This window comes from Pseudoalteromonas sp. RWi3, assembly GCF_054960735.1.
The window spans coordinates 41227-58127 of sequence record NZ_JBHNYL010000008.1; the positions used below are offsets into that span (position 1 = coordinate 41227).

At 38.8% G+C, this 16901-nt stretch carries 13 protein-coding genes; 12 read left to right on the forward strand and 1 reads right to left on the reverse strand.

Going from position 1 to position 16901, the window contains the following annotated elements:
* Positions 1-2 precede the first annotated feature (2 nt).
* The 10 genes from ACFI4Z_RS11815 (at position 3) to ACFI4Z_RS11860 (ending at position 13780) form a co-directional block, all read left to right on the forward strand.
* Positions 3-1952 (forward strand): polysaccharide biosynthesis protein, encoded by a 1950-nt coding sequence (locus ACFI4Z_RS11815; protein ID WP_462670762.1) that lies wholly within the window; start codon positions 3-5, stop codon positions 1950-1952.
* 235 nt (positions 1953-2187) lie between these two features.
* Positions 2188-3093 carry a sulfate adenylyltransferase subunit CysD gene (gene cysD, locus ACFI4Z_RS11820; RefSeq protein WP_462670763.1) on the forward strand — a complete coding sequence of 302 codons (906 nt, stop codon included), beginning with the start codon at positions 2188-2190 and terminating at the stop codon, positions 3091-3093.
* 108 nt (positions 3094-3201) lie between these two features.
* Positions 3202-4608: a sulfate adenylyltransferase subunit CysN gene (gene cysN / locus ACFI4Z_RS11825; protein ID WP_462670764.1), complete on the forward strand. Its 1407-nt coding sequence runs from the start codon at positions 3202-3204 to the stop codon at positions 4606-4608.
* A 69-nt stretch (positions 4609-4677) separates the two neighbouring features.
* A complete protein-coding gene (locus tag ACFI4Z_RS11830) occupies positions 4678-6405 on the forward strand; it encodes an SLC13 family permease (RefSeq protein WP_462670765.1) in 1728 nt (575 codons plus the stop codon).
* Positions 6406-6478: 73 nt separating this feature from the next.
* The gene (gene cysC, locus ACFI4Z_RS11835; RefSeq protein ID WP_462670766.1) at positions 6479-7078 is read left to right on the forward strand and encodes an adenylyl-sulfate kinase; all 600 of its coding nucleotides are present in this window, start codon (positions 6479-6481) and stop codon (positions 7076-7078) included.
* A gap of 53 nt (positions 7079-7131) precedes the next feature.
* Positions 7132-8088, forward strand: coding sequence for a DHH family phosphoesterase (locus ACFI4Z_RS11840; protein ID WP_462670767.1), 957 nt, complete (start codon positions 7132-7134; stop codon positions 8086-8088).
* 179 nt (positions 8089-8267) lie between these two features.
* Positions 8268-9434, forward strand: coding sequence for a nucleotide sugar dehydrogenase (locus tag ACFI4Z_RS11845; protein ID WP_462670768.1), 1167 nt, complete (start codon positions 8268-8270; stop codon positions 9432-9434).
* 459 nt (positions 9435-9893) lie between these two features.
* Complete coding sequence (locus tag ACFI4Z_RS11850) at positions 9894-10901, forward strand: NAD-dependent epimerase (RefSeq protein WP_462670769.1); 1008 nt, start codon at positions 9894-9896, stop codon at positions 10899-10901.
* A gap of 425 nt (positions 10902-11326) precedes the next feature.
* Complete coding sequence (gene galU, locus ACFI4Z_RS11855) at positions 11327-12238, forward strand: UTP--glucose-1-phosphate uridylyltransferase GalU (protein ID WP_462670770.1); 912 nt, start codon at positions 11327-11329, stop codon at positions 12236-12238.
* Positions 12239-12617: 379 nt separating this feature from the next.
* Positions 12618-13780, forward strand: a protein-coding gene (locus tag ACFI4Z_RS11860; RefSeq protein WP_462670771.1) for an IS3 family transposase whose coding sequence is annotated in 2 segments (ribosomal slippage) — positions 12618-12873 and positions 12873-13780 — 1164 coding nt in all. Because the reading frame shifts where the segments join, the coding sequence is not laid out codon by codon here.
* 137 nt (positions 13781-13917) lie between these two features.
* Here ACFI4Z_RS11860 and ACFI4Z_RS11865 read toward each other — a convergent pair.
* Positions 13918-15291 (reverse strand): MBL fold metallo-hydrolase RNA specificity domain-containing protein, encoded by a 1374-nt coding sequence (locus ACFI4Z_RS11865; RefSeq protein WP_462670772.1) that lies wholly within the window; start codon positions 15289-15291, stop codon positions 13918-13920.
* Between the two features lie 152 nt (positions 15292-15443).
* Here ACFI4Z_RS11865 and ACFI4Z_RS11870 point away from each other — a divergent pair, with 152 nt between their 5' ends.
* Both ACFI4Z_RS11870 and ACFI4Z_RS11875 read left to right on the forward strand, forming a co-directional pair.
* The gene (locus tag ACFI4Z_RS11870; protein WP_462670773.1) at positions 15444-15902 is read left to right on the forward strand and encodes an REP-associated tyrosine transposase; all 459 of its coding nucleotides are present in this window, start codon (positions 15444-15446) and stop codon (positions 15900-15902) included.
* A 478-nt stretch (positions 15903-16380) separates the two neighbouring features.
* Positions 16381-16860, forward strand: coding sequence for a DUF721 domain-containing protein (locus ACFI4Z_RS11875; RefSeq protein ID WP_462670774.1), 480 nt, complete (start codon positions 16381-16383; stop codon positions 16858-16860).
* Positions 16861-16901: the final 41 nt, after the last annotated feature.

Sequence of the window (16901 nt, forward strand, 5' to 3'; positions counted from 1 at the left end):
TTGTGGATAGTTTCATTCGTTCTATCTTGGGTGCATCGCGTGCTAAAAAACGCGCAATTACTTTATTTATTGATGCATTGTTTATTGCAGCAGCCTTTTGGTTGGCATTAATTGTTCGCTTAGACAGCCTTACTCCTTTTAATGAGCCGAGTAATTGGTTACTACTTGCTTTACTTATACCTACAGGCCTTTATGCATTTATTAATTTAGGTTTATACCGTGCTGTACTTAGGTACATGAACTCCCAAGCGCTGTGGGCTATTGTGCTTGGCACTGTAATTACTACCGCAGCATTAGTGCTGTTATCATTTTTTGTTGGTGTGAGCATACCGCGTACCATGCCATTTATATTTGCGTGGCTTTGTTTGTTGACCGTAGGTGGCTCACGTATTTTAGTGCGCGCCATGATTGGTAAAATGGCTACTGCCAATAAAGAGTCGGTTATTATTTATGGTGCTGGCTCTGCTGGTCGCCAGTTAGCAACCGCGCTAGGTGCTGGCCCTGAATATTTTGTGCGTGCCTTTGTAGATGATGATGAAACAAAAGAAGGCTCAATTATTCAGGGGATACCGGTAATTAGCTTTAAAGGAATTTACGATTTAATAAATAAAGGCAAGGCTACAAAGGTTTTATTAGCCTTACCGAGTGCTACACGCGCCCGGCGTAAAGAAGTTTTAGCTCAGCTTGAACCACTTACAATTAAAGTGCTTTCGATCCCCGGCATGGCAGATGTAGTTGAAGGCAAAGCTAAGCTCTCTGAATTTAGAGATGTTGAAATTGAAGATTTACTCGGCCGTGACCCTGTAACACCAAAACCAGAGCTTATGAAGGCGAATATAGCTGATAAAGTAGTTATGGTAACCGGAGCCGGTGGTTCTATAGGCTCTGAACTTTGTAGGCAAATAGTTAAACAAAAGCCAAGCAAACTCGTATTGTTTGAAATATCTGAGTTTGGTTTGTATTCAATCGAAAAAGAGCTCAATGAATACATAGTTAATAATCAGCTAGATATAGAACTGATACCAATAATGGGCTCAGTACAACGTATTAATCGCATTGAAACCGTAATGGTTGCCTTTAGTGTACAAACGGTTTATCACGCTGCGGCATACAAACATGTGCCTTTAGTTGAACACAATGTGGTAGAGGGCGTGCGTAATAATGTATTTGGTACATATTATGCCGCAAAAGCCGCTGTAAATGCTGGTGTTGATACCTTTGTTTTAATATCTACGGATAAAGCGGTGCGCCCAACTAATGTAATGGGTGCAACTAAGCGTATGGCAGAGCTTGTATTACAAGGCCTTGCTCAAAATAAAGGCTCTAAGCATCGAACTCGTTTTTGTATGGTGCGCTTTGGTAATGTACTTGGCTCATCCGGCTCAGTAGTGCCTTTATTTAGACGCCAAATACAAGAGGGGGGGCCGATAACGCTTACTCACCAAGATATCACTCGCTTTTTTATGACCATACCAGAAGCTGCACAGCTTGTTATACAGGCTGGGTCTATGGGTAAAGGTGGCGATGTATTTGTGCTAGATATGGGCGAGTCAGTTAAAATTAAAGATTTAGCATCAAAAATGGTACGTTTATCCGGCTTTGAGATTAAAGACAAAAACAATCCCCATGGCGATATTGAAATAAAATGCACTGGCCTTCGCCCCGGAGAGAAGCTATTTGAAGAGCTATTAATTGGCGATAACGTTGGCGAAACCACACATGAGCGTATCATGACCGCGAGCGAAGTAATGTTACCGTTTGCTGAGCTAAATGTGTTTTTAGAAGCGCTCGATATTGCTTGTCATAACTTTGATCATGAAACAATCCGCCAGTTATTACTTGATGCACCAACAGGCTTTAACCCGACCGATGGTATTTGTGATTTAGTATGGAATGCTAAAAAGTTACAATCTGATGATGGTAAACAAAAAATAGTGAATATATGCAATTAAATATTTTGCTTTATTATATTTTTAATGAGTTATATGAGGCGTTCTCACTAAGATATAGCTCAAATAACAATTAATTTTGCTAAATCTAGCCCGATGAGGTTTTGATAGGCTAACTCTAAGCTGATTATTAGAAATAATTGGTATACCTTTAAGTTAGCTTAGAACCTCGATTAATAGAAATGTTACTTCGTAAGTATATTTTTAAATTTTTAAATTAATAATATAAGTTGATATTATGACTGTTAAATTAACTCATCTCAAAGCCCTTGAGGCAGAGTCCATTCAAATTATGCGAGAAGTTGCAGCGGAGTTTGATAATCCGGTAATGCTTTACTCTGTAGGGAAAGACTCATCTGTATTACTGCATTTGGCACGTAAAGCTTTTTACCCAGGAAAAATACCTTTCCCGCTTATGCATGTTGATACTAATTGGAAATTTAAAGAAATGATCCAGTTTAGAGATGATATGGCCAAAAAATATGGGTTTGATTTAATTGTTCACCAAAACCCTGAAGGTATTGCAATGGGATGTAGCCCATTTGTTCATGGCAGCGCAAAGCATACCGATATTATGAAAACTCAAGGTTTAAAGCAAGCGCTTGATATGCATGGGTTTGATGCTGCGTTTGGTGGTGCTCGTCGTGATGAAGAAAAGTCACGAGCTAAAGAACGTGTTTATTCATTTAGAGATAAAAATCATCGTTGGGATCCTAAAAGTCAACGGCCTGAACTGTGGAATGTTTACAATAGCAAAGTGGATAAAGGTGAAAGTATTCGTGTATTCCCATTAAGCAACTGGACAGAGCTTGATATTTGGCAGTATATCTACCTTGAAGGGATTGATATTCCATCTTTATACTTTGCTAAAGAACGCCCTGTGGTAGAGCGTGATGGAACGTTGATCATGGTGGATGATGAGCGTATGAAACTTGAAGAAAATGAAAAAGTTCAAAATAAAATGGTCCGTTTTAGAACGCTAGGTTGCTACCCACTAACAGGAGCTGTTGGTTCTGTAGCGCAAACATTACCAGAAATTATTCAAGAAATGTTGTTATGTACTACCTCTGAACGTCAGGGACGAGTGATTGATAATGACTCTGCTGGTTCAATGGAAAAAAAGAAAATGGAAGGTTATTTTTAGCCATATTATAAGGCTTAAAAAATTTTATAAAGTGCACAACATGCTTACTTTATATGTTGAATACACTTGATAGCCGTTAACTTATTGAACCAAATTGTAGGGAAAATTATGTCACAAGAAACGAACTTACTTGCTACTGATATAGAAGCATATTTAAAAGTACATGAAAATAAAGACATGCTGCGCATATTAACCTGCGGTAGCGTCGATGATGGTAAATCAACTTTAATAGGTCGTTTGCTTTACGATAGCAAAATGATCTTTGAAGATCAGATGGCGGCCATAGAAAAAGACTCTAAACGTTTTAATACCACCGATAATGATTTTGATTTATCGCTACTCGTTGATGGGCTGCAGTCTGAGCGCGAACAAGGCATTACTATTGATGTTGCATATCGTTACTTTGCAACCGAACAACGTAAATTTATAATTGCCGACACCCCAGGGCATGAACAGTATACGCGGAATATGGCTACGGGAGCTTCTACGTGTGATTTAGCTATTATTTTGATTGATGCTCGTCATGGTGTTCAAGTACAAACACGCCGTCATAGTTATATATGTTCATTGCTTGGTATTAAAAATGTCGTTGTTGCGATTAATAAAATGGATGCTGTCGGTTATGAGCAATCTGTTTACCAAGATATCAAAAAAGATTACCGTGAATTTTCAAAAGACCTTTCATTTGATGACGTAAGATTTGTGCCTATCTCGGCATTGCGTGGTGATAATGTGGTTAATGAAAGTGAAGCTATGAGCTGGTATCCTGGCTCTACATTAATGAAGTTACTTAATACAGTACAAGTTAAACGTGCACAAAATGATGCATTTAGGCTACAGGTACAATATGTAAACCGTCCTAATCTTGACTTTAGAGGCTTTAGCGGCACGATTGCTGCGGGTGATATTAGAGTTGGTGACACAATCTGTGCTTTGCCATCAGGAAAAGAAAGTAAAGTAAAAGAAATTGTTACTTTTGATGGTAATTTAGAAAAAGCATCGGCAGGAATGGCTATAACGCTAACGCTTGAAGATGAAATCGATATAAGTCGTGGCGATATGTTAGTACGCCCACACGAAAAGCCGTTTTCAACAAGTAGCTTTGAAGCTGACATCGTGTGGATGACAGAAGAACCATTACATGTAGATCGTGAATACGAAATTAAAGTGGGTAGTAAATCGGTATTTGGTTATGCTGAAGCGATAAATTATAAAGTCGATGTCAACACGTTAGAACACCAACACGCGACCCAACTTAACTTAAATGAAATAGGCCGCTGCCAGCTTGCCCTAACTGCACCTGTTCAATTTGATGCCTATGATGTAAATAAGCATACAGGTGCATTTATTGTTATTGATCGTTTATCAAATGTAACGGTTGGAGCGGGTATGATCCGCAAACCTATTGAGTCACTACCAAAGCAACAGTCAAGCGATCACTCTGCATTTGAGGTTGAGTTTAATGCCTTGGTTCGTAAACACTTCCCGCATTGGGGAGCAAAAGTAATTAGATAAATTACTTTTATGGAATGCGGGCTTATTTGCCCGCACATTTTACTTTTACTAAGGATGGCTGGTGTATTTATGCCATTAGATGCTTTTTTAACGCTTGCTATTTTTGCCTGCACCATATTAGGTTTAGTGGTTTTACAAACTAAACCTGCTATTATCTTTGGTTGTACGCTGCTGTCGTTAATTGCCTTTGGTTTGGTTTCTAAAGAGCAATTTCTAGGCAGTATCTCTAACCCTGGACTAGTAACGCTCATTTTGTTGGTTATTTGTTCTTTGGGAATAGAAAAAACACGATTATTAAGGTTATTAGCGGCTAAAATCATTGTTAGAAGCTATCGTTCTACGTGGTTTCGACTGTTTGGTGTGACGACCTTTTTTTCCTCTATTTTGAATAATACTGCCGTTGTTGCGACGTTACTTTCACCTATTAGAAATAACCCCCATCACTATGCTAGTAAGCTATTATTGCCATTATCATACGCCTCTATTTTTGGTGGTACTTTAACGTTAATAGGTACGTCTACAAACTTAATCGTAAACTCTATGTTTATGGAGTCAACAGGGGAGTCTTTATCTTTTTTCTCGTTTACTGCCATTGGCATGATCTTGGTTGTTTGTTGCGGTACCGTGTTGTTTTTTTGTCAGCGATTTTTACCCGATATTGAACAAAGTAAAGCGTCTTCAGAAGGGTACTTTATAGATGCAAAAGTAGCTCAAGGTTCAGAGCTTATAGGTAAAACCGTTGAAGGGAATGGTTTAAGGCATTTAGAGTCGCTGTTTCTTGTTGAAATTGTGCGTAATAAACATTTAATTAGCCCTGTTTCACCGTCTGAAGTTATCCAACCGGGAGACCGGCTTATATTTTGTGGCGATATTAATAAAGTTCTTCAACTGAGTCAGTTCTCTGGATTGGAGATTTTTGCTGAAAAAAACGGTTCTCTACACAATAATTTAACTGAAGTTGTTGTTAGGCAAGAAAGTATCATTGTAGGGAAAACATTAAGAACAACGGGATTTAGGGCTTCATTTGATGCCGCAGTTGTTGCTATTAGGCGTGATGGCGAGCAAGTTTCAGGAAAACTTGGAGATGTTGAGATCCGTTCTGGTGATTTTTTAGTTTTAGCGGTGGGTGATGACTATAAAACCAGAACGAATATTAATAAAAACTTTTTAGTTGTGTCAGGAGTTGAACCCGAAAGCCGAATAAATGGATGGCGTGCATGGCTGGCTGTAGGTGGGTTTATCACGACGATTGCATGCGCTGCTTTAGGCGTTGTGGATTTATTAGAAGGCTTGGTGTTATTTTTAGGCGGTTTGCTATTCGCTGGGTGTTTAACAACCAATGAAATTATTCGCCGATTTCCGATAGATATTTGGCTTATTGTTTCTTCAGCGATTTTGCTTTCAACGGCATTGGTTAACTCCGGTGTTGTACTGATTTTGGGTAACTTTTTGAATCAGTTTAACGATCCAAGCTATATTTATTTATCGCTTATTTTGGTGTACGTGGCCACTTGGTTAATGACTGAGTTTGTTACTAATAATGCCGCCGCTGCACTGATGTTTCCGATAAGCTATACCATCGCGACGGGGTTTGGTGTCGATGTGCTTCCTTTTGTCATGGTTGTTGCTTTTGCAGCCAGTGGTAGCTTTATAAGTCCTTATGGTTATCAAACAAACTTAATGGTGTTTAACGCGGGTAACTATAAAATGAATGACTTTATTAAAGTGGGGCTTCCTGTGAGTATTGTTTATGCCGCCATCGTGCTGAGCTTTGTGCCGGTATTTTTTCCGTTTTAAAAACGTAACTTAATTATCTAACTTATTGAAAAGCGAATTTAACTTATCGCTAAATATCATATTTGGAACAATAATGACTGAAAACATAGTATGGCACGCACAAACTGTATCGCGTGAACAAAAAGAAAAGCACAAAGGGCATAAGCCCGTTTTACTTTGGTATACAGGTTTAAGTGGTTCTGGTAAATCAACAATTGCAAATGCCGTTGAAGCAAAGTTATTTGAGATGGGTTGTCATACCTATTTGCTTGATGGCGACAATGTCAGAATAGGTTTAAATAAAGGACTAACTTTTAGTGATGAAGACCGCGTTGAAAATATTAGGCGTATTAGCGAGGTTGCCAAACTATTTGTTGATGCAGGGTTAATTGTGTCTACAGCTTTTATATCCCCTTTCGCAAAAGATCGCCAACTAGCACGAAGCATTATGGCACAAGGTGAGTTTGTTGAAGTGTTTATCGATACACCTATCGCAATATGTGAAAGCCGCGATCCCAAAGGATTATATAAAAAAGCAAGGGCCGGAGAGATTCCTAATTTTACAGGAATTAGCTCAGCGTTTGATATTCCTGAGTCTGCAGAAATACATGTGCAAACGGCTGAACAAAGCATTGAGCAAAGTACAGAGCAAATAGTTAAATATTTACTAGACAAAAATATAGTGAAGTTATAGTTATTAGATATAATAACCTTTAGCTGTAAATAAAATGATATGTTTGAGAGATTATGAAATACGATATTTTTAATGGTGATGCGGATGGCATAATTGCGTTGCTTCAACTTCAATTAGCCAACCCTACTGATACAGTAAAAATAACGGGTGTCAAAAGAGATATTAATCTTTTACAAAAGATAACTCCAAAACAAGGCGATTGCATTCGTGTACTTGATATCTCAATGGAAAAAAACATGGCTGCGTTGCACGATGCACTAGGTGTTGGGGCACGAGTAATGTATATAGATCACCATAAAGCAGGTACAATTCCTAATCATACAAATTTATTTTCACATTTAGATCTTGATCCAGATATGTGTACTAGTTTAATTGTGAGTAATTTAATAGATAAAAAGTATCATTTATGGGCAATTACAGCGGCTTATGGTGATAACTTATTTGCAAAAGCGGATCGTGAAGCCGACGCATTAGGGCTTTCTGAAACTGAAAAATCGCAACTTAAAGCGTTTGGTACATATATTAATTATAATGGTTATGGTAGTGAAGTTGCCGACCTTCACTTTGCTCCAGAAGCACTCTATGAAAAGCTACTAAGCTATCAATCGCCATTGGATGCAATTGCTGATAAAGGGTCTCCTTTTTATGTTCTACAAAGTGCGTATTTAGCGGATATGGATCAAGCTGCTAATGCACAAGTGCTACATGATTGTGACGTTGCGAAAGTAATTCTACTTGAAGATGCAGCATGGGCACGCAGAGTCAGCGGAGTACTAGGAAATGACCTCGCAAATCAATCACCCAATAAGGCCCATGCAGTTGTCACCTATAATAATAAAGGAAGTTACACGATCAGTGTGAGAGCGCCTTTAAATGACAAATTTGGAGCCGTAGATGTATGTAGTCAATTTCCAACTGGTGGTGGTAGAGCAGCAGCAGCTGGCATTAATGAGTTACCTAAATTATCATTAGAGAGCTTGATTTCAGCACTTATCACTTATTATCGATGATTTTTATTGAATGGCATATGTCAGGTTTAAATGGAGATAAGTTAAACGTATTTGGATTTGAAATTTATAATCACTTCTCTATATGCTCGTTAATATTCTTTGAACTTGAAGGAATTACTAACTTTTCAAACATGAAATAAATTTTTACATTAACAATTAAATAATATTAAAGGATTTACATGAAAATAGCAGTGGTTGGTACTGGCTATGTTGGCCTTTCAAACGCTATGTTACTTGCGCAAAATAACAAAGTTATTGCACTTGATATTGATGAACAAAAAGTAGCTTTATTAAAAAACAAACAATCCCCTATTATTGATGTTGAAATTAGTGACTTTTTGCAAAACAAACAACTTAATTTTACTGCCACTATTAATAAAGACTCAGCCCTTGTTGGTGCTGAATTTGTTATAATTGCAACTCCCACAGATTACGATCCCGAGACAAATTATTTTAATACCAGTTCTGTTGAATCTGTAATAAAAGACGTTTTGAGTATTAACCCAACTGCTACTATGGTGATTAAATCGACTGTACCTGTAGGTTACACCCAATCAGTTAAAGAAAAGTTCGGCACTGATAATATTATATTCTCGCCAGAGTTTTTACGTGAAGGCAAAGCTCTTTATGATAACTTGCATCCATCTCGCATTATTGTTGGTGAGCAAAGTGAACGTGCTAAAACCTTTGCCAATTTACTAGCTCAGGGTGCAATTAAAACTGATATTGATGTGTTATTTACAGACTCAACAGAAGCTGAGGCAATTAAGCTATTCTCTAATACATACCTTGCAATGCGAGTTGCCTACTTTAATGAGCTTGATAGTTACGCTGAAAGCCATGGTTTAAATGCCAAGCAAATTATTCAAGGTGTAGGGTTAGATCCTCGTATTGGTAGACATTATAACAACCCTTCGTTTGGATATGGTGGGTACTGCTTACCTAAAGATACCAAGCAGCTCTTAGCCAACTATAAAGATGTACCAAATAATATGATTGGTGCAATCGTTGATGCAAATACAACGCGCAAAGACTTTATTGCAGATTCTATTATCAACCGTAGTCCTAAGGTAGTGGGTGTATACCGTTTAGTAATGAAAACTGGCTCTGATAATTTTAGGGCATCTGCTATTCAAGGTATTATGAAGCGTATAAAAGCTAAAGGTATCGAAGTTGTAATTTATGAGCCCGCTTTAAATCAGGATGCCTTTTTTAATTCACACGTTATGAAAGATCTAAACGAATTTAAACAGCTTGCAGATGTAATTGTATCAAACCGTATGGCTGAAGAGTTAATTGATGTGAGTGATAAAGTGTACACTCGCGACTTATTTGGTAGTGATTAGGCGCAGAGTGCTTAGTTGCAAGGTGAAAGGGCAAAGGTACTAGGTTTTAGGGAATTGACTAGGGGCTAGGATTTATAGCTCGTAGCCCGTGGTTTTTCTCATTTACTCTCATTATTTTCTCTTTGTGCAAATAGTGTTTGGGTAGGAGCAGGCTTTAGCCGCGACAGTGTCAAGTGATATATTCACAAAGAGGTTAAGAGACGCTGCGCTTATGAGGTAAATAAAGGTATTAGGTACTAGGCAAATAAAAGTAGTAGGTGTCAGGTTATAGGGAAGAGCCTCGAATCCCTCGGTGGTAAAATATGGCTAGGTTAATTAGCTCGGTGCTCGTTGCACAAAACCTGTAGCTATTTTAAAACTGATTAACCTAGAACCTAGAACCTAGAACCTAGAACCTAGAACCTAGAACCTAGAACCTAGAACCTAGAACCTAGAACCCAAAATTAAAAAAGGATTAACATGAAGTATTTAGTAACTGGTGCCGCTGGCTTTATTGGTGCTGCCACATGCTTAAAATTATTAGCGACAAATCATACTGTTGTAGGTATTGATAATTTAAATGATTACTATGATGTAAATTTAAAACTGGCTCGACTAGAGCAGTTTAAAGAACACCCTGATTTTACCTTTATTAAAATGGATATTGCAGATCGCACAGCTATGGGTGAGCTTTTTGAAACTGAAAAGTTCGATAGAGTAATCCATTTAGCTGCACAAGCAGGTGTTCGTTACTCAATTGAAAACCCAGATGCCTATGCTGACTCTAACCTCGTTGGTCATTTAAATGTGCTAGAAGGCTGTCGCCATAATAAAGTTGGGCACTTAGTGTATGCATCTTCAAGCTCTGTGTACGGGTTAAATGAGAAAACACCATTTGAAACAACAGACAGCGTTGATCATCCGGTGTCATTTTATGCAGCCACTAAAAAAGCTAATGAATTAATGGCACATAGCTATTCTCATTTATATAATTTACCAACAACTGGCTTACGCTTTTTTACTGTTTATGGTCCGTGGGGCCGCCCAGATATGGCTCCATATATTTTCACTAAAAAAATTCTTGCCGGCGACACTATAGATATAAATAACAATGGTGATATGTGGCGTGACTTTACTTATATAGACGATATTGTTGAAGGTGTAATTCGCGCTGCTGAAGTAGTGCCTGAGCGTAATGATTCATGGAAGGTAGAAACAGGTTCACCAGCATCAAGCTCAGCGCCATTTAAAGTTTATAATATCGGCCATGGTAGCCCTATTAATCTAATGGAGTTTATTTCATCAATAGAATCTGCTTTAGGCATAGAGGCTCAAAAGAACTTCCGCGAAATGCAAGCTGGTGATGTTTATAAAACGTATGCCGATACGCAAGATTTATTTGCAGCAACAGGCTATAAGCCTGCGGTAGGTGTTAAGCAAGGCGTTAAAGAGCTAATTGATTGGTATAAAGAGTTTTATAATAAATAATAAATAATAAATGTGTTAGATGTAGAGTTGTGTGCTTCGACCAATACTGCTAAAAGCTGCGCGAGGTAAACTCCCGCCTACGGGTTGGTACGGGTTGGCATCGGAGTTTAGATTTATGCGGCGCGGTTTAAAATTCATGGCTAAAGCTATTTCTACAAGTTTAAATTTATCGCAGGAGCTGGCTTCAGCCGCGAATATTTTAAGTGATTTACTTACAAAGAGGTTAAGAGACGCTGTGCTTTAGAGGTTAAAGGTCAAAGGTATTAGATAAGTGACTAGGAACTCGTTGCTCGAAGCTTTTCTTCTCATTTATGCTCATTGTCTTCTCTTTGTGCAAATAGTGTTGTTAACTTAAACTTAAACTTGAATTGAATTGAATTGAATTGAATTGAATTGAATTAAATAAATATAATAAAGGATTAATTATGAAAGCTGTAATTCCAGTAGCTGGACTTGGTACTCGTATGTTACCAATGACAAAAGCTATCCCAAAAGAAATGCTGCCTTTGGTTGATAAGCCACTCATTCAATATATTGTGAATGAATGCGTTGCAGCAGGTATTAAAGAGATTGTGTTAGTAACGCATAGTTCAAAAAATGCGATTGAAAACCATTTTGATACTAGTTTTGAGTTAGAAGCTACGCTTGAAAAACGAGTTAAGCGTAAGTTATTAGACGAAGTCCGTTCAATTTGCCCGCCTGATGTGACCGTTTTACATGTTCGCCAAGGCGAAGCTAAAGGGTTAGGGCATGCAGTGTTATGTGCTAAGCCAATTATTGGTGATGATGACTTTGTTGTTGTTTTACCTGATGTCATTTTGGATGCTTATACTGCTGACCAAAAAACTGAAAACTTAGCTGCGATGATCAGGCGTTTTAATGATGTTAAAGCAAGTCAAATTATGCTCGAGCCAGTTGCACAGCAAGATGTGAGTAAATACGGTATTGCTGATATTGATGGTGTTGTAATTGGGGCAGGTGAAAGTGCAAAAATTAAAACCATGGTAGAAAAGCCTGAAGTTGATAAAGCTCCTTCTAACTTGGCTGTTGTTGGTCGCTATGTATTATCAAAAGCTATTTGGTCATTGTTAGCTAAAACTCCTGTAGGTGCTGGTAATGAAGTTCAACTGACTGATGCTATTGATATGCTAATGAATATTGAAACGGTTGAAGCTTTCCATATGAGTGGTCGCTCTCATGACTGCGGTGACAAACTTGGCTATTTAAAAGCAATTGTTGAATACAGCATGCGTGATGAAAACTTAGGTGCTGACTTTACAAGTTTTGTATCTGAATTGGTTAATCCGCAAAACCCAAGCCATTTAAAGGCTGTTTAAGTTAATCGTTGGCGCGGCTTTATGTCATGTTGATTTTAAGTGATTTATTAACAAAGAGATAATGAGACGCTGCGCTTATGAGGCTGAAAGGTTAAAGGTACTAGGGAAGAAACTTGGTTCTTGGAGTGACTAGACACTAGATGCAACTTATTCTTCTCGGTGTTCTCGGTGGTAAAAATTTTTTAATGATTAATTAACCACCGAGATCACTAAGAGCACAGAGCTAGAAATTAAGGCATAAGTAAAGGTGCTAGGGTTTAGATGCTTTTTATCTCGTAGCTCGATACCTGCGGCTCGTAGCTTTTTTGTGTCTGTTGTGATTCAATGAAACCGGACACCAATTTAGGTGGTATTATTACCACTCAAACAGAGGTGTTCTATGACAAAACAACGTCGCTCTTTTTCTCAAGAGTTTAAACTTGATTCAGCAAAATTAGTCCTTGATGAAGGATATTCATTCCCAGAAGCTGCTCGCTCACTAGAAGTCGGTGAAACAGCCCTTCGTCGCTGGGTTAAGCAATTACAAGATGAGCGTGGTGGCACAACACCAAACTCTAAAGCGCTTACCCCTGAGCAACAAAAAATTCAGGAGCTTGAAGCTAAAGTTAATCGACTTGAAAGAGAAAAAACAATTTTAAAAAAGGCTACCGCTCTCTTAATGTCAGACGAGATGAACAATATTCGTTGATTGGCCATTTAAGTGAGCATGAGTCTGTAGAAATGGTCTGTAGCGTGTTTGATGTTCCGCGTTCGAGCTTTTATGATTTTAAGCAGCGTGAGACATCAATTAAGCTTGAAGAGGTGCAACTTAGGTCGACGATTAATGAGTTATTTTCGCTCAGTCGTGGAGCTGCCGGTAGCCGCACGTTGGTGGCGATGCTAAAGGACGCAGACTTACCTGTTGGTGTCTTTAAGGTACGCCGTATCATGCGTGACCTGGAATTAGTCTGTAAACAACCAGGGCCTCATTCATATAAATTAGCGACGGTGGAGCGAGCAGACATTCCAAACATACTCAATCGTGAGTTTGACGTTGATGGTCCAAACCACATTTGGTGTGGAGATATAAGCTATATTTGGACGGGTAATAAATGGTCTTATCTGGCTGTTATTATCGACTTATTTGCTCGTCGCGTGGTTGGCTGGGCAATGTCTGATAAGCCTGATACTAACTTAGTTATTAAAGCATTAGATAGAGCATACGAGCAACGGGGCAAGCCATCTGGGCTAATGTTTCATTCAGACCAAGGCTGTCAGTACAGCGCCAAAAGGTTTCAACAAAGGCTGTGGCGTTACCGTATAAAACAAAGCATGAGCCGCCGAGGAAATTGCTGGGATAATGCCCCGATGGAGCGCCTATTTAGAAGTTTAAAAACGGAATGGGTTCCATCATTAGGTTATAGTAATTATCAAGATGCTGAAAAAGATATTAGCTATTATTTGATGAATTACTATAACTGGCACAGACCACATAGCTATAATCAAATGGTTGCCCCTGCTGTAGCAGAAGAAAAACTTAATTCACTGTCCGGAATTAGTTGACCACAACAGTCATACTTTATAATTTGTTAAACCTAGAACCTAGAACCTAGAACCTAGAACCTAGAACCTAGAACCTAGAACCTAGAACCTAGAACCTAGAACCTAGAACCTAGAACCTAGAACCTAGAACCTAGAACCTAACCTTTCGCTATTTCTATTTTTACTCCTTTCCCCAATACCTCTTTATATTTATCTGCCAGTGCCTGTTTAGCATTTTCATCACCATGCACTATTTTTATATGGCTGGGCTTTTTACGCATGCCGGTTACAAATTTAATTAAACCATTTTGATCAGCATGAGCGCTGTAGCCACTTATAGTGTGAATTTTAGCGTTTATATTTACCTTTTTATCGTTAATTTCTACATAGCCATTTTTGGGACCGTAAGTTTGAATATCTCGCCCAAGAGTGCCACGACCTTGGTAGCCAACAAAAATTACATCGGTGGTTTTGTCTGCTAAAAATGCATCTAAATAATTTACGATTCGGCCTCCAGTACACATGCCACTCGCAGCAAGAATAATAGCGGGCTGTTTTCGGCTTCGTAAATAGTTAATAACTGCTAGGTGTTCCTTATGGCTATCAATGGTATGAAGGCTTTCAAAGTTGAGAGGATGTCGGCCACTTGCTAATCGTTGTTTGGCTTCAACATCCCATAAGTTTTTAAATTGGCGATATTGCAGGGTAAAATTTGCGGCCATGGGGGAGTCTATAATGACTTCAATTGTGCGCCACGGGGATTGTTTACCTGAGTGATGTATTAACTGCTCTAATTCATATAGAAGTTCTTGTGTTCTGCCTATACTAAATGCGGGAATAAGCACTACACCGTTATCCGACACTGCTTTTTCGATTATGTTCTTTAAGGTGTGTGTGCGATGTTTACGGCCTTGATGGTTTTTATCACCGTAGGTTGATTCTATAACCAGTGTATCTGCTTTATAGGGGGCTTTTGGGCTTGGTAGTAGTGGTGTGTATGGCGCACCTAAATCACCGGAAAAGACCACTCTATGGCTTGATGGTTTTTTACCAATATCTATCTCAACATAAGCAGAGCCTAAAATATGCCCTGCTCTTTGTAGTCGGGCTTTCGCTAGCTCGTGGTTATTATTTACGGGTAACTCAAACCATGTATTAAATTCCACTTTTATGATGCGCTTTTTCAGTAGTTCTAAACACGCATTGATTATGGTTTGATCCCGGGTAACGCCTACCTTTAGTGCATCTTCAATCACAAGAGGGAGTAAGCTTGCCGATGCAATAGAGGTAAAAATAGGCCCGGTAAAACCAGCAGCAAGCAAGTAGGGTATTCTGCCCACGTGATCAATGTGGCAGTGGGTAACAATGAGTGCCGTAACGGTTGATAAATCAAAGTCGATAGATAGGTCGACTCCGGCGTCTTCGCCTTGAAATAGCCCGCAATCAATTAATATAGAAGTACTTTTACTAATTTGTAGTTCATGGCATGAGCCTGTAACGCCATTCACCGCTCCGTGGTGTTTTATTTGCATGATTCATTCCTTTAATTGGGTTTGAAAAGTGTAGCACCAAAGGTTTGTTTGTACCTAATTAACCTGTAGGCGAGTGGCTTGCCAACGCGTTTATGAGAGTTTGGCTTTTATTCACATACTACTATTATTAAATGTGTCTAATGGAGGGATTCATGTGTGATAGTAATAAAAGAGTGAAGGGGCGACATTCAGCGCGCTATAGTTATTATTCAGTAACGATTTGCTGTGAGCAACGAATTCCCATTTTTGCAAACTTTGGAATCGCTTATATTGTTTCAAAACAGATATATGAATTTAGCAAAAATAAGAATGTATCAACTATTTGCTTTTCATTAATGCCGGATCATTTACATTGGCTCTTTCAGTTACAAGATGAAACCATGAGTTTGTCGCGCTTGATCGGGCAGTTTAAAAGTACAACCACATTAAAAGTTAACAGAAAAAGAGGTTTAAGCGGGCGGATATGGCAAGCCAATTTTTACGATCATAAAATTAGAGCTGAAAGTGACTTAATTAAGCAGGCTCGGTATATCGTTGCTAACCCCTTAAGGGCTGGGTTGGTTAAATATATTGGTGATTATCCATTTTGGGATTGTTGTTATTTGGATTAATTTTTATTGTTGCGTCAGCAAGCTTAACGCCTACGGGTGTTAATATTTAATTGTAGGCGAGTGGCTTGCCACCGCGCTTTATAATTTTTGAATGGTGTTTGTTGCGTCAGCAAGCTTAACGCCTACGGGTGATAATATTTAATTGTAGGCGAGTGGCTTGCCACCGCGTTTTATAAGTTTTAAATGGTGCTTATTGAGTCAGCAAGCTTAACGCCTACGGGTGTTAATATTTAATTGTAGGCGAGTGGCTTGCCACCGCGTTTTATAAGTTTTGAATGGTGCTTGTTGCGTCAGCAAGCTTAACGCCTACGGGTGATAATATTTAATTGTAGGCGAGTGGCTTGCCACCGCGTTTTAGCTTTTTATCGGTGTTTGTGCGTCAGCAAGCTTAACGCTTACGGGTGTTAATGTTTACTTGGTGGTAATAAGCGCTGTATTGAATTAAAATCTAGCCCTTAACTTTTTTATTGGTGTTGTGATGGCTAAAGATAAATACGCGCCAAAACCGTTGAACGATATTATGGCTGGTCTCAGTGGCCGCTTGTCTAATTATGCGGGGAAAAGCCAAGCGCTCGATAAACAGCAAGCACTTTTAACTGAGTTTTTAAGCCCTAATTTGGCTGATAAGTGCAGAGTGAGCAATTATCGAGACGGTACATTAATGATTGAGGCTGTATCTGCGCCAATTGCACTTCGTTTAAATTATTTGAAAATGGATATGCTGTCACATTTTCGTGGTGCAGGGATGGCTGAGCTTGGGCAAATTAAAATTACCGCTAACCCGCAATCAAGCCAACGATTAACTCAAAATAATGCCGCAAAGCCTGCAAATAATACCACAGCAAAAAAACTGGCTATGAGTGAGCAAACGGCTGATTACCTCAATGCAATTGCACAAAATGCGCCGCCGTCACTACGTGAGAAGTTAGAGCGCCTAGCCAAGCATGGTAAAAAATAAACGCTGTGCCAAGTATATTCAGTTTGCAGCAGTATTGAAGA